Origin of the sequence: Anaeropeptidivorans aminofermentans (genome assembly GCF_940670685.1) — a bacterium.
Classification (GTDB): domain Bacteria; phylum Bacillota; class Clostridia; order Lachnospirales; family UBA5962; genus Anaeropeptidivorans; species Anaeropeptidivorans aminofermentans.
The window spans coordinates 3,261,995-3,281,180 of record NZ_OW711693.1; the positions used below are offsets into that span (position 1 = coordinate 3,261,995).

A 19,186-nucleotide genomic window follows, 5' to 3' on the forward strand; every position below is an offset into this window, starting at 1 on the left:
ATAGTAAATCAGCCATTGAAATAAAAGGAATCTTCTAAAGTTAAATAAGTCTGCCTACTTGTTCTTGCAAGATACAATATTTCTTTAGTATCTATGGGAAACAAACGTGTTTGGGATCGTCTTTTAAGAATTAGTAATACGTATCAATTTTTAAAATTTGCAGCATTTTATATAAGCATTGTACAAATTTAAAAACGCAGAAAAAGGATAGGAATTGTAATAAGCTTGCTTTTATGTCACTATTCATAGAGAGCTTAAAACTGCATAAAATCAAGAAATATGAATTGAGAAGAATTTATCTGTCATATGGTTAGAAATTTGAAAACGAATTTATCGACTATAAAGAGGCTCACTTAAAAATGGTTTATATGTTTTTTCAAGTGTGCTTTGTATAAATTAGCGTATTTTATTGGGCGAATCCGTTAAGATAGAATCTTTGAGATATGGCTTAGATGCGAATAGACAATTATAATCTTGCCTATCTTAACTTATTGTATCGCTCATATTTTATATATTTTGTATATAATTAGAACGTTTCAATAATTTTCAGTAGTCATTTTTATTATTTTACACCCTAAAATTTTCTGTGTCAACACAAAAATGCAACATATTAGAAATTCACTTTGCGGTCACTAGGCAATACTTGATACGTCTTCTAGCATTAAACCTATAGCTCTCTTTCTGCGGTAGTGCCTATTTGGATTGTATTTATGCGGCTAGCCTTTATTGCAGCAATCAATCCTTTGTATGCTTTTATTTGAAGAAATATATCTTCAAACATAATACGGAACAGTACTTTTAAAATAGCTCATACGATTAAGACTGAAACCGTTATTTTTGTGAAGATAATGTATGCCGCTATCCCGTGTAATAGGTTTACGGTTAATTTTACAGGAAAGCTGTATAAAAAATTATTGTATTATAGAAACATAGAGCTAAGCCTTTATTTTGATACAATTTATAGGCATAAAGTAGCAGAAAAATGAACATCATAATAATTGAGCGATTTGGTACGGATTAAAATATTTGCACTGCACTATGAAAGGGTAAATATAATAATATTTTTTATCCGTGACCATATTAACAGGATTATACTTATAAATAATTGAATCATTCTTTGAAAAGGCCCGTATCAAGGATTCAGATGCAGCTAAGGAGTAATGCTTGCATTAAAAATTAATACCCCATCTGCATTTGGTTTTTTTGTCGGTGCGTACGTCCTTGCACATTTATAAAAGCAAAAAAATTAAAATACTGTAATTTCAAGGCAAATATTTGGATATTTGTTGCAATTGCAATGCAAATATTTCCTTTTCTATGATAGACTGAATACAAACAAGGAAAAATATAGGAATTTGCCGCCAGAGGAGAAACACCTTTACTAATAATCATCTAATTGATAAGATAAACCGCGCACTGATGGGCTTTTGACAGATATGAACTTTAAGGACATTCCAAAGAAAGGGACGTTTTATGATAATTTTAAAAGTACGTCCCTGTAAAAGTTAGATATGGATAAGATTAAATAACAACCGGCCGAGAACAAATCCTTGGTCAAAGAATAGGAGGTATTAAAATGAGTCAGGAAATTAATAATCGGGAATACCGCAAAAATGTGATTAAAGACCTTCTGCGTAAGCTGCATGAAGGCCAGACCGTAGATGACGTCAAGCATGAATTTGACGAGGCCTTCTCCGGGGTTTCCGCCTCGGAAATCTCAGAGGCGGAGCAGGCGCTGATTGCGGAAGGCCTGCCGGTACAGGAGGTGCAGCGGCTTTGCGATGTTCATGCAGCCGTTTTTAAAGGCAGCATTGAGGAAATTCATGCACCCGCCGATGCTTCCCAGATGCCCGGTCACCCTGCCCATACCCTCAAGGCAGAAAACAGAGCGCTTGAGCAGCTGATTACCGAAAAAATCCGCCCGGCGCTGCAAGCATTTTCAGACAGAAAGCTTGCTGCCGAGGAGCTCGCTGAAGAAATCGAAGCTCTAAAGCAGATTGATAAGCATTACCTGCGTAAAGAGAACCTGTTTTTCCCTTATATGGAACAGTACGGAATTACTGCTCCCCCTAAGGTTATGTGGGGTGTGGATGATGAAATACGTGCTCTGATTAAGGAAACCTCCGCCTTAGCCAAGGCCGGTGACAAGGCCATAGTGGCAAAGCTCGAAGAGACACTGACCCGTATAGAAGAAATGATTTTCAAGGAGGACAATATCCTCTTGCCTATGCTTCTGGAAACCTTGACCCCTCAGGAATGGAAGAATATTGCAGATGAAAGCGACGAGCTGGGCTACTGCCTGATTGACCTCCCTGTTTCATGGCAGCCTACAGCGGCGGCAGATGCTGTGTCGCCCCCCACAACACCGGAAAGCGGCGATATTGCCTTACCTACGGGATTTTTATCCGCCACGGAACTTACACATTTATTTAATGCCCTCCCTGTGGATATTACCTTTGTAGGAAAGGACGACACGGTACGCTATTTCTCTCAGGGTGCAGAGCGCGTGTTTCCCCGCACGAAGGCCATCATCGGCAGAGAGGTTGCCAATTGCCATCCCCCTGCCAGTGTCCACATTGTTGAAGGCATTATAGCCGACTTAAAGTCTGGCAAAAAGGATCACGAGGATTTTTGGATTAAAATGGGCGGCAAATATATCTATATTCGTTATTTTGCAGTACGAGATGAAAAGGGCGAATACCTCGGCGTACTTGAAGTCACTCAGGACATCGCATCTATTCAGCAGATTGAGGGCGAAAAGCGCCTTGTATCCGAATAAAAATGCAAGGCCTGCCATAACCACATAAAATCCAATACTGCATTTTAATGAGTGCCTTCATACAGCATTGATGCTAAAGGCAAAATAATATAACAAGCTAATCAAGTAAAATAGAAAACAATAATAAGAGCCGTCGAATTTGACGGCTCTTATTATTATATTCTTCTGAATTTTATATACTTCCAGTTGACTAAAGGCTTTGCTTTTGATGGCGGCAAAAAGATTAAACTTAGAAATTATCCAATCATGATTTATAGTAAATTTAAAGTTAAACAGTAGCAAAGCCGTATATTCACGAAGGCTCAAAAATATACCGTTTCTGAAGGAAATCCGTGTTTTTGAGCCTTAAGGGAATAGGCTTTTGCTACTTCTTCATGATAAATTTACTATATGTAACAAATCTAGGCTTTATTTAGAATGCGGGATTGCTTGCCCAGCTGTATTCGTCGATTAAAAACTGCCTAACTTTGTCGCTTTTTATGTGGCTGATTAAGGCTTTTATTGCGGCGCTCTCCTTATTGTCACTTCTGGCAACCAAAGATATTGCATATCCTTCTGTTACATCATCTTGTTTTTCAACATAAAGCCTTTGCTCATCTCCTGTCAGCTCCAGACTCTTTGCATAAGTAGGATACATAATAGCAAGCCCTGTTTCTGAATATCTTTGGGCGAGGCTTGTTAAGGGTACCCTATCTTCAAATTGTAAATTTTTCGGATTAGAATCGATGTCTTCAACGGTAATCCCAACGGTCTTGTTATCCTTAAACGTAAGCAGCCCTGCTTGACCCAGTAAATGCAATGCTCTGCTGATATTTGTTGCATCGTCTGGAATTGTAATGCTTGCTCCTTCCGGTATTTCTTCAAGGGCAGTATAGTCTTTTGAATATAATGCGAAAGTAGCATGATAAATAGGCTGTACTGTTACTAAATCTGAATTATTGCTATTATTAAAAGCTTGCAAAAAGTAATCATGCTGAATCATATTGGCATCTAATTCTTTATTTTTCAGAAGATTATTGGGTGTTTGGTATTCTGAAAACTCATGGATGTTAAGGGTATACCCTTCTGCTTTTAAATCCTCTTCAATCAGTAATAAAATATCTTTCATGGGATAAAAGGCAACGCCTACATTAATCTCTTTATTGTCTTTCGTCTCTGCTGATTTGCACCCTGCTAAAGTAAGTATTACCGCAAATAGAAGTAAAGCTAATAAATTTCTCCTCATCTTTCGTCCTCCATTATCTTTTGTCAATTTTTTTGGCAATGCCGTTCCCTACGGTCTGCACAATTTGTACGATTAAAATCATCATTACAATGATAATCCACATCAATTTGTAATTAAAATTATAGTAGCCTTCATTAATAGCTAAATACCCTAAGCCGCCGCCGCCAATGATACCCATTACCGTAGAATAGGACAGCAAGCTGATTGTGGTAGAGGTAAAACTCAGTACCAGACCTGTTCTCGCTTCTTTCAGTAAAAACTCAATAAAATACTGAATGGGATTTGCCCCCAAGGCATAGGAGGTTTCGTAAATATTTTTATTTACGTCCAGCATGTCCTTTTCGGCAAATCTTGCAAATGTAGCCATTCCAATCAGGCTTAAAGGAATTTTTGACGAATCCACGCCGAAGCCTGTACCTAAAAGCATCCGGTTAAATGGGATCAATACGATGATAAACAGGATAAATGGAATCGACCGTATGATGTTTATTACGCTTGATAAGATAAAATACACTATTTTATTCCTGTAGATCCCATTGGCACCTGTAGTAAACAGCACAAATCCAAGCAGCAAGCCAATGAACAAAGAAACAAGCATTGATGTAAACATCATATCCATAGTTTCATAAAAGGATTTAAAAATAGCTGCCTTAAAAGCAATAAATATGGTGATATACTCATGCATCATTTTTCAAAGCCTCCTTGTATGAAACAGGGGTTAATTCCTTTGTGTTCAGTTTGATAATATCTGCAATCTGCCCTTTTTCTATGATTGCAACTCTGCTGCATAAGGCTTTAATCACTGATATATCGTGAGAAACCATGACGATTGTTGTACCAAACCTCTCGTTAATATCCTTCAAAAGCTTTAATATTTCATAGCTCATTTTTTCATCTAAAGCTGAAGTAGGCTCGTCACAAAATATGATTTTAGGATTGGTCATCAAGGTTCTTGCTATGGCAACTCTCTGCTTGCCGCCGCCGGATAGATTTTTAATATAGGACTTTTCAAAATCTGAAAGCCCGACAAAGGATAATAATTCCCTTGCCTTTTTGCGGCTTTCTGCTCTATTTCCTTTTCGCAGTTTTACCGGCAGAAGTACATTATCGAGTACATTTAAATTGCTCAGTAAATTAAAACCCTGAAAAATCATGGATGTATCTTTTACTAAAATATGCCTTGATTTATGATCCAGCTTTTTCCCCATCAAATAGATATTGCCTTCATCCGGCGCTATAAATCCATTCATCAGCCTCAATATAGTAGACTTGCCGCTGCCGGTCTCTCCCACAATCCCAAATATTTCTTTTTCATCGATAAACACATCGATATTATTTATCACATTGATATCTCTGTCATTTATGTAATATCTTTTTGTTACCTTTTCCAGCCGAATCATGCATTCACCTACCTGTCTGCGTACAGTTTATAATTATATCAAAAATAATGTACATAGTACACCTTCGTTAACTTATTAAGTGATTTTAACCTATAAAAAAATGCTATGACAGTCTTATCCTGCTACAGCATCTCCTTAAATTCTGCCGCCGCATTTATATGGTCATGGTGAACAGCAGGATATCTATAGTTACTTTGTTTAGATGACTTTTCCGCCGCCCTCGCTTGCTGATTGTTACGATTCTTTTATCTCACATATTTCATTGTCTCATCGGTACTGCTATTCACAGGTATTGAACCTTAGCGCATAACAATTATAATTTTTTATGAAGCCGCCGGTATATTCCTGTGAAAAGTAAGATGAATAAAACCGCTTTTCATAAGAAGAGTATTCCTTATAAAAAAGCGCCCCTTTATTAGGGGCGCTTTTTTATATTTGCCGTCTTAAAGGTTCCGGGCATCGCTTAAGCGTGAAACCCGGAACCTGATTAAAAGCAAATATTACTGAACCAGTTTTTCTATTACCAATTGAAATACCTCAAAGGGCTGGGGGCCGACAACTGCATAAGCGTCATTGAGAATATAAGTAGGAAGGCTGTCGATATCTCTTTGCTGGGCTTCCAATGTATATTTATCAATAGCTGCTGCATATCTGCCGCTTTCCGTCATTCTTCGCATTTCTTCCCCGTTAAGCCCAGCTTCTTCAGCAGCGGAACTTAACACGTCCCAATTGCCAATATCCTTCCCCTCACCAAAAAGCTTTTTAAATACAGCTTCGTTAAAAGGAAGCAGCCGCCCCTGCTCACGGGCATATTCGGTAGCTTCAAGGGCAAGCTTTGTATAAACCATATGCTCCGGAAATGTGATAGGAAGCCCATTGACTTTCGCCATACGGCTTACTCTTTCGTACATATCCGCTTTGCTCGCTTTTTCCTCAGGGGTCATTCTCATGCCCTCCGGAGGAATTTCCGGATGAAGCAGCAAAGGGCGCCAATCAATTTGGGCGCAGTATTCATACTGCAGCCGTTTTGCGGCAATCTGCCCCAAATAGCACCATGGGCAAAGATAGTCATAATAAACTGTTACTGTAAAATCTTTCAGCTTCATATTTACATTCCTCCCGACTTTGCCTTGGTCACGGCCTTATGGCAGCTATTTAAACAGCTGAGGCTTTTCAATATCTGCTTGAAGGGCTTCTAAAGCTGTGCGTACAATTTTCCTGCGCAAAGTGATTTCAGCGTCAGGCGGCAAAGCCGCATCCCCCATAGGGTGAATAATGCCGTTTCCCTTAACCATACGGTTACTGTTTGCCATCATGGCAATATTAGGCAGGCTGGTAATTTGAGCAACAGGAATTCCCGCTCCTTCAATTTCTTTAGCCAAAGTTGCACCGCAACGCGTGCTGGTGCCTCAGGTGGAGGTGAGAATTACCGCGTCAACGCCGTCTTCTTTCAAGCGTTCAACAATGCCCTGCCCTATCTTTTGGGAATTCACGATGGGCGTTGCTACACCTGTTGTGCTGTATAACGTTTTATTAAGGCTTTTAATAACACCCATATCCTCCAGTTCCTTCATTACGTCAAAAGGAACAAGCCTGAGAGGGTTTTCATTTACTTCACGGGTATCGTAACCGCTGTGGTTCGCATAGAATTCCCCGCCCTTCAGGGTATCTCTTTCGCTGAGGTCAATAGAAACGTATTTTGTTGCTGCGGCCCACTCCAGCCCGTCGGGATTTCCTGCAGGTACGAGACCGCCGTCAGTTACGAGGGCAATTTTGGCCTGTTTTAAATCTTTAACGGCAGGGGCAGGTTTTACTTCGTCAAAATGAGCTAAATCCAATTCAGGCTTTATTTCTTCTCCTCGGAACTGAGCAAGAAGCATATCTACGGACCTCACCGCCGCCGATTTATCGGAAAACTTGTTTATAAGGTAGCCCTGGCTGAAATAGCCTTCCTCTTCGGGGCTTCCGATAGGCTCCTTATGAATGAGCTTAAGCCCTATATTTAACATCTTGCCTACTAATTTCCTCATGTCCTTGACAACACCGGCGGTTTCTATAATATAAACCTTTGAGCGATATAAATCTACGCCGGGATTTTCCTTATACATGCCTGTTACAGCCGGAATACCCAGCTTTTCCTGAACCCCTGCGCAAATGGCGCCGCAGGCATAACCGTAGCGACCGGCGTTGAAAGCGGGACCCGCGATAACTAAATCAGGTTCATATTTTTTTACCAACTCACAGAAGATATCCGGCAGTTCTTCAATACACTCTGCCGCCGTATTGTCACCGCATATAACGGTTGCCACAACCTGACCTTTGTCACCAAGGGCGCTTTGCACCGCAAGGCCCGGGCCTACGGCTCCTTCTTTTACCTGAATTTCCGCCGAGGCCTGTTCTTCTCCGCCAAGCTGGCCGAAAAACTGATTTGTATATTGTATGACCTTCAATCCCATTATAAACCGTACCTCCTTCTTTAGGCTTCTCGAACAATCAAATTACTTCTGATAAAACCCGTTATAAATCATTAATACTTAACTTCCACCAAATTCGTGTTGCCCATCTGGGCGCCTTGGCCAAACAGAGACGTAAGCCCGTAATTAAGCTCTCCGTTTGCGTCCTTAAGATGACCGATAACACGCTCAACCGCTTGGGCTGTGACAGCTTCCGTTATATTGCCGGTATTTACCATGGCGGAAGCTTTCGGGTCGGTAAAGATAATGCCGTTTACCTTATACTTTCCGTCTGGAAGCTTAGCCGCCATATCGTCCATAAGAAGCACGGATTTTATACCGTACTTAGTGGCATTAACCGCAAACTGGGCAATATCAATCTGGGGAGAACCACCGGTAGCCTTTGTAAGGATTGCCCCGTCGGCACCCATATGCAGTGCCAGCTTAAGAGCCAAATTTACGTGGGAAACAACATCATGGTCCTCAAGCTGCGCAACTGTAGGGATAACCCCAAGCAGCAGCAAATCCTTACCGTGTCTTTCATAGAGTTCTTTAAGAATAGGATGGTTTTGAATCGTGTATGTATCAAGGGTTGCCGGAGAAGCCCCGTTAATATTCAGATAAGGATTGATAACGGCTCCGTCAAATAATTCGTTGGGATGCAGAAGCATCGACGGCGTCCATGAATACATGCGTCCGTAAATTGAAAATTCTTCTTTCAGGTAATATCTGTAGAGATTCATAATATAAACTACCTTCGGAAGATTTTCTTTATCCTTTGCTATCTTAGTCAAAGGAGGTAAATCGTATACTTCCACTTCGTCCGGGGTTAAATCTTTGCAGCATGAGGCAAGATAAACAGCTGCCTTGAAGCCTGCAAGCTTAATGGCCACTTTATAGTTAGGTTCCTTTACGTCAACGCCTTCCGCCGGATAAGTAGTAATGCAAATATTATGGGTTTTTGAATATACGGTGTATTCCGCCAACGGCCCTGACATATCAATGATATTTCCGTAAGGCTTTCGTCTGTCGCTGAGATGGCCGCCTGTATCGTCAATAAGAATAACAGCGGAACCGCTTAATGCATCCGTAATCCCGTTTCCGACAAATTCAATGGTTTTATTGAGAACCCCCGGAAAGTCGCTCCCGTCTTTTCTTGCACGAGGCTCTATGGCTTCCATTACCTGAACAATCCGGGCGCTTTCCCCGGGATGTACAAGCTCAATTTCTACCTTGCTGAACTGAATGTCCTCTTCAAGCATGGTTTCAAGCTCCTGTTTATTGACAGACAATGTTCCGCTGTTGAAGCTCGTTTTTTCTGCAAAAACAACGTCCTTGACAATAAACTTTTGTAACTCAAGTCGCATATTCATAAAGCTTCCTCCTTTTCTCCCGCAAGTCCGTTATTTTTCCGGCTTGCTTTTTTTCAACATTTGGATACAGAGCGCACCAAGTAACGATGCGGCAATGCTCATTATTACTACGCCGCTTAAATTTCCTGTGGCGTCGGCAATCATACCGCCAACAATAGGGCTTATAGCCGAGGCGATACTGAAGAAGCCGCCTATAAGGCCAAAGCTTGTGCCTAAAAGGGATATAGGGAAATATTCCGGCAAAATAGAAGAATTGAGAACTACGGGGCCGGCACTGGATATAGCAATAAACAGCAAGCCTATCATTAATCCGACGGTTGAACGGGCACTGGTAAGAAGAACAAGCATTCCTATAGACAAAAGCACCATACCGAGGGCGTAGGCCTTGCGTTTTTCAATCTTATCTCCCAGCATTCCGAAAAGAGGCGGACTGAGAAGGGCGGCAAAACTGCTTATAGAAATAAGGCGCCCAAGCTGTACGGGCTCCCAGCCCATTTCCTGCAAATATCCCATTCTGAATGTTATAAAACCTGTATTTGAAAAACCAAATAAGAAATAGGCGGCCAATATAAGATAAAAGGACTTTTGGCCTACTACCTGCTTAAGGCTCTCCTTTGTCCATGGATTGGTCTTTTTGGCGGCTTGAGCCTGTACCGCCGCCAGTTCTTCCGGCGTTGCAGCATAGGGCTCCGTATTCATATCGATAGGCTTATTCCGTATTATAAGGAAAAGCAGAATTGTAATAGCAGCCAATGCTATTGACTCTACACGGAAAACCGAATAATAGGGGAACTTAAGCAAAATAACCGGAATAATGAGGCCGGCAGAAAGGGTTACAATGGAAGTTCCCAGCTGGGCAAATCCCATAGCGGTACCGCGTTTTGCCCTTCCAAACCAGTTTGATAGAATCTGGGTAGGAAGAACAAACAGCGCAGCAGCGCCCACGCCTGCTATGCCGAAACCAAGGGTAAGCATGAAAACACTTCGGCCTAAGGACATAATAAATACGCCGGAGGCTAAAATCGCGCATCCGATAACCGAGGTAACCCTTGCACCGATTTTATCGGAAAGCACACCCCAGATAATGCGCATAATAGCATCAGCCCAGAAATAGAACGACAAAATAGTGGCCATAACCGTATGGGAAATGCCCAAAGTCTCTTCCATTGTCGGAACTAAGTAAGGATATACAAACCTCACCAATCCAACACTGAAATAAAGCAGAAAGCTTCCTAAAGTTACAACCCATGCGTAATGCAATTTTTTGACCATACACAACCTCCTACAGTAATTTTTTCATTATAAAACCTCATGCCAGCAAACAGCGCATACCAAAAAATTTTAAAAATAAAACCCTGCTCCTTCTTTCTGCGGGGCTTATAAATAAACGCCCCTAGTATAAAACGCCCCTCCTTATATGATAAATTTGTGGTGTTTTTAATTACGGCGGTATAAACCAAAGTTTAAATCCTGAATTCATGCCTTAGGCAGTATCTTCAGGTCAAAAACCGATGCATATTCCGCCCATAAATTGCAAACTGCCTGTATGGATACGCTGTACATCTAACGAGGTTGTATTGCCGTGAAAAATTAGAGGATAATCCTGAGATTATAACCCAAAAGGGCTATTTCTGTTTTACACAGAAATAACGCCGGTTGAAAATCAGCTTCATCATTGCAAATTAAGCACTACTGTATTCTTGATTTTTTATGTATTTTGGACTTCTTTACAGCCGTCCTCTTATCCCTCCTATTGTCAATAAACATTTCATCATGGTATAATGTGAATAAAATCAAGCAAAGCTTGATTTTATTCATGAATACATCTCACAAAGGGAAATGTATGAATAGGACCCTCAATTACCATATATCCCATAAAAACTAGGCTTCGATTAGTTTTAGTCATGAATACATTTCATAAAGGGAAATGTATGAATAGGACCCTCAATTACCATATATCCCATAAAAACTAGGCTTCGATTAGTTTTAGTCATGAATACATTTCATAAAGGGAAATGTATGAATAGGACCCTCAATTACCATATATCCCATAAAAACTAGGCTTCGATTAGTTTTAGTCATGAATACATTTCACAAAGAGAAATGTATGAATAGCGCCCTCAATTACTATATATCCCATGAAAATCAAGTAAAGCCTGATTTTATTCATGAATATATTTTGCAAAGCAAAATGTATCCATGTGTACTACACTTATGGTATAAGCCGCATAGTAAGTTCTAATATATAATCCCGCCATAAGCATAGGGCTTTATAAAGTTTAAAATAGAGTTAAAGTAAATTGACAGCATCCCTGTTTCATATTCAACAGAGATAGAAACAACTGTTTATGACTTGGCTTCCTTTTCGCCCACAGGCAATTTAGGAAAAGCCAAAGTAAGAACGCCTGCGCATAAAGACAATATTCCTCCTAAAATATAAAGCAAAGTATAATTATCTCCCGTAAGGGGCGAAATAATATAAGAGGGAAGCACAACAGCCAAAAGCAGCCTTATCATTGCTGAAAAGCCGCCGGCCACACCGGCATTTTCCGGCCCTATTTCTTTTAGCATGACGGGGACGGCAACCAGCTGGGAGTTTAGCCCGCTGGATACAAATCCCGTAAGAAACAGGCTTATAATAAGGGCAATCCCTTCCGGTGCCCGCCAGGCAAATGCGGTACCTATTCCCGTCAGTACACTGAATGTCCAGAAAAATGTTTCCATTCTGCCTGTTTTAATACAGATAACCGGCCCTAATACCGAGCCTGCAAAGCTTCCAATCATAATAACGGAACTTACGGCTCCTGCCGCAACTGCGTCCATGCCTTTTACACTCTGCAAGGCCTGAGGCAGAAAAGTATTTACACACATGGTGGAAGCGGTAATCAACCCTGAGGTTAGCCCGGCAATCCAGATATATCGGTTTTTTATTACTGTTGTGAGATTTTTCTTCATCGGGGGGCCGGATAATGAAATGACTGGAAGGGGACCTGTATTTTCAGGGCTCTCTTTCATAAAAGCAATCCAGATAATCATTGCTGCCCCATTTAAAACAGCTGCAAAAATAAATGCTCCTGATACGGAAGCGAACATGGCGGTTGTGCCTACGGCAAGGGCCATAGACGCACTGGCGCCGGACAGCACTATACCTACTCCTGTACCTATTTTTCCTGGTGGGAACCAATTTCCTATAATCTTTGCAACATTTGAATTAAGAAATGAGCAAACCAAACCGGACAGAAACATGCATATAAAAAGCGCAGCAAAATTATTGGCAAATATTCGGCCTATAACAGCCAAAAGAGAAATTAAACCTGCCGCTGTCACACAAACTTTAACACCCAGCTTGTCGCACAGAACGCCCGAAGTCAGGGAAAAAAGGATTCCTGGAATCATGGCTGACGAAAAGAGAATTGAAAACTGCGCCGGGCTGATATTTAAAGACGGCATCAGTTTATACGTCTGAGAAGACAGCTGGTACATAGGATACATAGTTGCAAAATTCAATAAAAACGCACATGCAATAATAACGTATGGATAGCGGCTTGAAGTACGCTCTTCGGACATATTTTCCTCCTTAACTTTTCCCACATCTATATTTTACACTTTACATGTACATATGTAATCAGATGGTCAGTACCAATTTGCGTTACTGCCTTTATGCACTCAAGTACAGTTCTCATCACATGCATAAGAAAGCGAGGGATTGGAAATGAATCTTAACTTATCTATCCTTTCATATTATTTAGATGATTTGAAACCGGTTTCTTGCGGAAAATCAAAGCAGATGCTGAATTGCCAGGATATTCGCCTGTGGAATGAAAAAACAGCCGAGGATACTAGGTTCTGCTATTTGTCGGAATGGACATGACTCTCGGACCAGTCCCGCTTCCCGGGTAAAATAATTTGCGTGGGCGGCGGTGAGCTTGCCGTGGAACGGCTTTCTTCACAGGCGCATGAAGCGCTGGTTCTCGACTATACGGATTTGAACAGTCTATATTCCCGCTTAAGAGACATTTTCGTGATGTATAACAATCTGGACGAAGCTTTAACAAAGGCGCTCCTTTCGGAGCAGCCCCTTCAAGTGCTGTTAAACCATGCCGCCGACTTTTTCCAAAATCCCGTAAGAGCTTTTGATGCTGATTTGGCCCTTATTGAAAGCAGCAATAACTGTCCCTACGCCGAAAACGATCTTGTTTGGAAAGAAATTTCATCGACAGGAATGGCAAGCACTATCATATCCAACAGGTTAAAAAGCAGGCAGCAGATGCAGGCTCTTTATAAATCGGAGAAGGCCGTATTTATAGACGTGGGTAAAGACTTCGCAAGGTCTATTGCCGTTAACTGCTTCAGCGAAAAAGAACGTTTCGCCATACTCACTGTCAGCGGCTCTAAAACCTATATCTCTCCCCAGCTTCTGGGACTTGCAGACCATATTGCAGAACGTCTTACCCCTGCCCTTCTTAAATATTGCGGACCTAAATCCTATAAGCGCTCCCAGACTGTAGCCTATATTTCGGGATTGCTGTATGGTCAACAGGTTGACCTTCAGATTATGGATGCGCGGCTTAAAAATATCGGTTGGAAAAAGAACGACAAATATCTGGTTCTGCGGGTCAAATTGCCTTATCAGAATTTCATGGAAGGAATAGACGGTTACAACAAAAAATATTACGCCTCTTTCTTTAAAGATAGTCTGAGCTTTCTGCAGGAGGATATTGTAAATATCATTTTAAATATCTCCGGCAAGGAAGAAGCTATATTGAAAGAAATTGAGACAATGGAAATAAGCCTTATAAGAGACGGTGCGCTCTGCGGAATAAGCCTTGCTTTTCAAGACTTTTCCATGCTGCACGAACACTATCTCCTGGCAGGCATTGCCCTAAATTCCGGCAAGCTTTGTAATACAGAATCACCCTACCGTTATTACAGGGACTGTATGCTTTCTCACCTTTTGGGTGAATTATCCGGGATTATGCCGCTGAGAGCTTTGTGCAATGAGGCCGTTTTGCGTATTCAGGAGCATGACGATTTGCACGGAAGCCCATTTGTTATAAGCCTTCTGGCCTATTTGCAGGAAGAGCGCAGCCTGGTAAAGGCCGCAAAGGCTTTGAATATCCATAGGAATACTTTGGTCTACAGGCTGGAACGCATATCAGAAATTGCAAAGATTGACTTTAACGATACAAATCTGCGCATGCACATTTTATTTTCATGTGTATTGTTGTAGCATATTAAATCATCCATTTAATAGCTGTACATAAGCTTTTAATACGGAAGGCTTAATACATGCAGGTATATAATCAGTTTACTTTTATGACTCTTTTAGGCGGCATGAATAAGAGAAAAGCTATGCTTTCAGATTTTTTAGCTATATATAGATGCTTCATCAGACAATTCAAAAATAGCTTTGAAAAACATGTTCTCTTTAATAGGGAGAAGAAATGAATTTTATTTTTTATCGGGATTTTTTATATTAGCATTTTAATCCAAAAACCATCTGCTTTTAGCAGATGGTTTTTGGATTAAAATCACAGCAGAGTAACTTTAAAGAAATAAAAAATTAGATTCTAATTAGATAAAAATACGAGTTCCTTTTAAATATGCCGAAACCATTAACGTATCTTGCACCGAAGCATGATTCTGCCTATTCCAAGGCGGCCGCTTCCTCTAAATGGTAAGGCGTGAAAAACAGTATCTTATTACTGAATACCTGATTCATGTTTCCATTTGCATAACTATTCTTAATTTATCCTAGGTATTATCAAGCTGGTAAGGACTCAATGTAATGAAATTTCCCAAGGTCTTACCTAAACAGTCTGCTTGTTTGTTGTTATTTCCTTCCTGTTTCTACCATAGGCTCTGTAGTAGGCTCCGCCACAAGCTTTTTTTATTCAAGCTTTAGAAAAAAGGAGCTTATTAACTCCCGCTATCACAAAGTTCAAGTTATCGGCCTTATTTCACGCATGCTTCCGCTACTGTAATCAGCCTGCTTTTCTGGGCATAGCTACTGAAACAATTTTTGTCCGCGACAGAATTGCTGCCCCTATCAAGGGCTTGTAGATATGATGAGTGTCAGCCTTGGCGTAGCAGGGCCAATATCATTATGGATTATTTTCTATTCTTTTCCATATTCAGTAACTCTCCTACATAAGCTTTCTTATTATTCCAAATTCATTTGTTACTATATTGTATTTGAAGTATGTCCATCGTTAGAAATAAATAGTTTAGTAGTTAAAGCCACAGGTTTTTCTGAAAAGTATTTTGCACCATTTAAATTGTCATGATAAGAACTAAAATTACCATTATGTTTGTCAAAATGCCTTTATCCTTACTGCTCAGCTTCTTTTCGTAGGGTCCGAAATTTACTTTGCTCGATTCCCTGTGAGATTCTAAAATATCGTATACAGCAAGCCTCTCCTTCTATATCAGGCAGTATTTTAAACATATCATAGTTCAAAAGAAAGTCCATTTTCTGAACTGCCGCATCCGTAAAGGGCTCTTTCTCAAACATCTACTCCACTATAAGCTTATCTGCATATCTTCTGTATATTTAGGAGCTTCTTTTAGTTCCTTTCTTATTTCTTCTTTGCTTATATAGGTTTCCGTAGGATTATAGAAAAAGAATAAGTCTTCCGCCGAAAGCATCTCTTTAAGAAAATTTATAAGGTCTTTTTTGCTTAGAAGAGGTTCTTTGACCTTGCTGTTTTTATCCTGTGAAACCAAAGCCCCCTTTCTTAAAGATTTATACTACGGCAACATCAATCCAAACGAAAAACCATTCATCAGATTCAGAATATAGTAAAGACATCAAAATTGTGTTCGGAATAGAGGGAAAATTACTCGCTCTCTTGAATGACACAGAGAAAGAATTATTTCAAACTTTTTCAGATGCTCGCGGCAACATGAGCCGAATTGCCATAGCTGATAGCTTGGTGGATGGTTTCTGTTTGGCAATGAGAATTACTATTGAAGTCATGGGAAAACATAATTAAGGTAAATACAGCGCAATCGCCCTTGTTTACAAATTGCACTTTATAATTGGAAATATTTATGAAACTTCCTCTATAATCTTTTTTGAACGTTTACCAAGTAATTCTGTCAAATAAGTCCTTTCTTTGAAGAGATATGCTGTGCTTTCAAAAACACTCAGCGATATTACTTCGTCAACGTATTTGTCATTGAGACATAGTAAATCTTCAATAAAGTTGAAAATATTAGTTATTTCTTGTCTATCATTTTGTAAAATGCACTCTACTAGATAAGGCGTAAGGACATCACCAAATACAGTATGAGAACCCGTACTATCACCCTCTTGCCAGCTAATCTCGTCATCATATCTTTCACGAAGTTTTGGCAAATGTTCTATTAATTTTTTGTTAAGATCATCGCTTTTCAATTAATTTCCTCCTAATGCATTTTTTAAATCATTTAAAAGCTTAGTGGCAATATCCAAATCACTTTGATTGAGAGGTTGTTTATTGATAATATTTTCAAGATTGCTCACTCTTTCCATCGCTTTGCGTATATGTGATTTGCCTCCAACCAATTCACCTGTAGATAGTTCATGTCGTACAGCATCTGCTAATCCGCCATCTCCTGTTGTAGCACCTGGTCTATAAATTTCATTAATGGCATTCTTTAGTTTGTCATTTTGTGCTGAGTTTAACAGCTTATCTCTTATACTCCCCGTGCCCTAGTGCCTTTACCATCTCTAATCCCGATTGCATTCGCCGTTTCCAGGGCCTTATTATTACTTACATAGAACTCTTTTATCTCTTTGCCATATTCAGCGCCTTGAAGGAATTCTTCTTTAAAATATTTATCGACTTCTTCCATTTTTTGAAGAGCATTGAATGCATTGCTGCTTTTTGCCACAAAGTAGTTCGTAACGCTTAATAAGTCTTGTAATTGAAGTTATGCAAAAAAACGATTAGTCTTATGGACTCATCAAAAGCCCGACTACATAGTAGTCGAGCTTTTGGCTGTTTATAAATCTATAGAAAAGCATGTTCTATAGCCAGAGAAAGTTGGCCTGCAAATTTGTTTCCAACAGTATATTTACTATTGGAAATACTTAATTTCAGGTTCCCATTCTGTAATAATCTCGATAACATAATTATTTGAAATTATCACATAATGCTTTAATTCTAGATACTCATATAAGTTACCGCATATTTGTTCAACAAAATTATCAAACTCTCCACTTGTTATCTGATAAATAACATTCGTAAATCCCAACGCTTTAAAGTCTTTAATAGCCTCATCTTTAAATAAATTATTAAGTGCTATTCCCTCATCTAACATTCTAAAAACTGAAACCACACCAAAATCAAGCTGTATCTTAAATTCGGGAGAAATGAGGTTAATTAGTAATCCTTTTTCTTCTCCATTTTCTAGTAATACCTGATATTTAGCTTTAGGTATTTTGTCTTTAAAAACTTCTTGCCATTTTTCCATCTATGTATCTCCTTAATACCTTATTTTATATATTTTTTTATTAGAAACTTTAATTTCTAAAGTTGAACCTCCAGTTTTACTTCCAGGTCTGGCTACAACTTTTGTCCCATCACTTAATGTCCCAACTTTACCGGAGCCATACTGAGTTTGTATATCCTTCACATTAGATGGGCCTAATGATTCAAAATCTTCTAATGTTTTTTCAAATCCTCCAGTTTTTTCATAATTACGTGCAACTCCGGCATTATTAGTAGTATCCTTCGCACCTGCAATTATATCGTCTATACTTTTTACCTTCCTCGAACCCTCAGGCCCCTTACCATCTCTAATCCCAATTGCATTCGCCGCTTCCAGAGCCTTATTATTACTTACATAGAACTCTTTTATCTCTTTGCTATGTTGAGCGCCTTGAAGAAATTCTTCTTTAAAATATTTATCGACTTCTTCCATTTTTTGAAGAGCATTGAATGCATTGCTGCTTTTTGCCGCAAAGTTTAGTAAAACAAGATTAAGGTAGTAACAAAAACCTATTTTTCATAAACGTCTTAAAATATAGAATCACTATTTTAAGCCATTCAAAATATACGGTTTTTGTTCCACCAATGCATTGTTTTGCTATGGTTCGTAACGCTTGATAAGCCTTCCACCGTTAGGCCTGTAATAATATCTCCTACGGAAGTTCCCATTCGGATTGTATTATAGCCTAATTAGCTTCTCTCCAAATTACACCACCATCATACAATTTAATTTCTAATGGTGGATTTTGCATAGATATCTCAATCAAACTACCAACTTCAAAATCTAGCCTCTCGGATGGAGAACCTAATATATTTGATACACCAAATACGCAAGAATAAAATTCTTGGTAATCATCATCATCCATATCCAATCCATTGTCTGTTTCAAAAATTGTATCAATTTCACCCTCTATTTCTAAATTATTTTGCCATTTGATAATAAGCTTTGTCCCATTTGGGTACTTATTTATAGCTTTTATTAGTTCGTCCATGTCTTTAACCTCCATTTATGGCCTTGCCGGAACAATATGAGCCTGACCCTTGCTATCATAGTGTATTATACCTTTCGTTGTATCTGTGTAAGTTCCGGTGGCTTCATCATAATATTGACCTATCATCTTTCCAAAATCTATGCGTTCTTTAGTAGCCCCGACTAGTTGCCCTGTTCCCGCATAATCATCAAGTAATTGTTGTGGATTTTCTGATAATATACTTCTAGGTTTTCCTTTGGCAACTTCTTGATTATAATTATTTGTTCCGGGTATATGTTTGTCTTGTTGCCCTTTATTGACTTTAATACCGTTTGGATTTGCCTTACTCCCCGCGCCCTCAGTGCCTTTACCATCTCTAATCCCGATTGCATTCGCCGCTTCCAGGGCCTTATTATTACTTACATAGAACTCTTTTATCTCTTTGCCATATTCAGCGCCTTGAAGAAATTCTTCTTTAAAATATTTATCGACTTCTTCCATTTTTTGA

General features: G+C 39.5%; 20 protein-coding genes. 4 read left to right on the forward strand and 16 right to left on the reverse strand.

All coding sequences use genetic code 11. The features are described from left to right. Positions 1-1,576: 1,576 nt before the first annotated feature. A complete protein-coding gene (locus NBX03_RS13830) occupies positions 1,577-2,779 on the forward strand; it encodes a DUF438 domain-containing protein (protein WP_250228362.1) in 1,203 nt (400 codons plus the stop codon). A 412-nt stretch (positions 2,780-3,191) separates the two neighbouring features. Here NBX03_RS13830 and NBX03_RS13835 read toward each other — a convergent pair whose 3' ends face one another. From NBX03_RS13835 to NBX03_RS13870, 8 genes are all read right to left on the reverse strand, one after another. Beyond that, the gene (locus NBX03_RS13835) at positions 3,192-4,004 is read right to left on the reverse strand and encodes a MetQ/NlpA family ABC transporter substrate-binding protein (RefSeq protein WP_250228363.1); all 813 of its coding nucleotides are present in this window, start codon (positions 4,002-4,004) and stop codon (positions 3,192-3,194) included. Positions 4,005-4,017: 13 nt separating this feature from the next. Then, positions 4,018-4,692 (reverse strand): methionine ABC transporter permease, encoded by a 675-nt coding sequence (locus NBX03_RS13840; protein ID WP_250228364.1) that lies wholly within the window; start codon positions 4,690-4,692, stop codon positions 4,018-4,020. After that, entirely contained in the window at positions 4,682-5,404 is a 723-nt protein-coding gene (locus NBX03_RS13845) for an ATP-binding cassette domain-containing protein (protein ID WP_250228365.1), read from the reverse strand. Before NBX03_RS13845 ends, NBX03_RS13840 begins: the two co-directional genes overlap by 11 nt. A gap of 500 nt (positions 5,405-5,904) precedes the next feature. After that, positions 5,905-6,510, reverse strand: a complete 606-nt coding sequence (locus NBX03_RS13850) for a DsbA family oxidoreductase (RefSeq protein WP_250228366.1) — start codon at positions 6,508-6,510, stop codon at positions 5,905-5,907. Between the two features lie 45 nt (positions 6,511-6,555). Continuing rightward, a complete protein-coding gene (locus NBX03_RS13855; RefSeq protein ID WP_250228367.1) occupies positions 6,556-7,860 on the reverse strand; it encodes a glycine/betaine/sarcosine/D-proline family reductase selenoprotein B in 1,305 nt (434 codons plus the stop codon). A gap of 71 nt (positions 7,861-7,931) precedes the next feature. Further along, positions 7,932-9,230, reverse strand: coding sequence for a glycine/sarcosine/betaine reductase component B subunit (locus NBX03_RS13860; RefSeq protein ID WP_250228368.1), 1,299 nt, complete (start codon positions 9,228-9,230; stop codon positions 7,932-7,934). A 30-nt stretch (positions 9,231-9,260) separates the two neighbouring features. Next, positions 9,261-10,502 (reverse strand): MFS transporter, encoded by a 1,242-nt coding sequence (locus NBX03_RS13865; RefSeq protein WP_250228369.1) that lies wholly within the window; start codon positions 10,500-10,502, stop codon positions 9,261-9,263. Positions 10,503-11,576: 1,074 nt separating this feature from the next. Continuing rightward, entirely contained in the window at positions 11,577-12,797 is a 1,221-nt protein-coding gene (locus NBX03_RS13870) for an MFS transporter (RefSeq protein ID WP_250228370.1), read from the reverse strand. A 145-nt stretch (positions 12,798-12,942) separates the two neighbouring features. Here NBX03_RS13870 and NBX03_RS13875 point away from each other — a divergent pair, with 145 nt between their 5' ends. Together NBX03_RS13875 and NBX03_RS13880 are read left to right on the forward strand one after the other, a co-directional pair. After that, complete coding sequence (locus tag NBX03_RS13875; RefSeq protein ID WP_250228371.1) at positions 12,943-13,101, forward strand: hypothetical protein; 159 nt, start codon at positions 12,943-12,945, stop codon at positions 13,099-13,101. Positions 13,102-13,161: 60 nt separating this feature from the next. Continuing rightward, on the forward strand, positions 13,162-14,460 hold the full coding sequence (locus tag NBX03_RS13880; protein WP_250228372.1) for a PucR family transcriptional regulator: 1,299 nt from the start codon (positions 13,162-13,164) through the stop codon (positions 14,458-14,460). 1,101 nt (positions 14,461-15,561) lie between these two features. Here the strand turns inward: NBX03_RS13880 and NBX03_RS13885 are convergent. Together NBX03_RS13885 and NBX03_RS13890 are read right to left on the reverse strand one after the other, a co-directional pair. Continuing rightward, positions 15,562-15,744, reverse strand: coding sequence for a hypothetical protein (locus tag NBX03_RS13885; RefSeq protein ID WP_250228373.1), 183 nt, complete (start codon positions 15,742-15,744; stop codon positions 15,562-15,564). Between the two features lie 8 nt (positions 15,745-15,752). Continuing rightward, the gene (locus tag NBX03_RS13890) at positions 15,753-15,956 is read right to left on the reverse strand and encodes a hypothetical protein (protein WP_250228374.1); all 204 of its coding nucleotides are present in this window, start codon (positions 15,954-15,956) and stop codon (positions 15,753-15,755) included. Between NBX03_RS13890 and NBX03_RS16225 the strand changes: the two genes are divergently transcribed. After that, the gene (locus NBX03_RS16225; protein ID WP_408628543.1) at positions 15,947-16,225 is read left to right on the forward strand and encodes a DUF6809 family protein; all 279 of its coding nucleotides are present in this window, start codon (positions 15,947-15,949) and stop codon (positions 16,223-16,225) included. The two genes, NBX03_RS13890 and NBX03_RS16225, sit on opposite strands and share 10 nt — an antisense overlap. A gap of 56 nt (positions 16,226-16,281) precedes the next feature. Here the strand turns inward: NBX03_RS16225 and NBX03_RS13895 are convergent, their stop codons facing one another. The 6 genes from NBX03_RS13895 to NBX03_RS13920 all read right to left on the reverse strand — a co-directional run bounded on the left by NBX03_RS13895 (position 16,282) and on the right by NBX03_RS13920 (position 19,179). Continuing rightward, complete coding sequence (locus NBX03_RS13895) at positions 16,282-16,629, reverse strand: DUF7674 family protein (protein WP_250228375.1); 348 nt, start codon at positions 16,627-16,629, stop codon at positions 16,282-16,284. A gap of 281 nt (positions 16,630-16,910) precedes the next feature. Further along, complete coding sequence (locus NBX03_RS13900; RefSeq protein WP_250228376.1) at positions 16,911-17,108, reverse strand: hypothetical protein; 198 nt, start codon at positions 17,106-17,108, stop codon at positions 16,911-16,913. Positions 17,109-17,294: 186 nt separating this feature from the next. Continuing rightward, entirely contained in the window at positions 17,295-17,690 is a 396-nt protein-coding gene (locus tag NBX03_RS13905) for a hypothetical protein (protein WP_250228377.1), read from the reverse strand. Positions 17,691-17,702: 12 nt separating this feature from the next. Further along, positions 17,703-18,140: a hypothetical protein gene (locus tag NBX03_RS13910; protein WP_250228378.1), complete on the reverse strand. Its 438-nt coding sequence runs from the start codon at positions 18,138-18,140 to the stop codon at positions 17,703-17,705. Positions 18,141-18,393: 253 nt separating this feature from the next. Further along, positions 18,394-18,699, reverse strand: a complete 306-nt coding sequence (locus NBX03_RS13915) for a hypothetical protein (RefSeq protein WP_250228379.1) — start codon at positions 18,697-18,699, stop codon at positions 18,394-18,396. A gap of 15 nt (positions 18,700-18,714) precedes the next feature. Next, on the reverse strand, positions 18,715-19,179 hold the full coding sequence (locus tag NBX03_RS13920) for a polymorphic toxin type 50 domain-containing protein (protein WP_250228380.1): 465 nt from the start codon (positions 19,177-19,179) through the stop codon (positions 18,715-18,717). Positions 19,180-19,186: the final 7 nt, after the last annotated feature.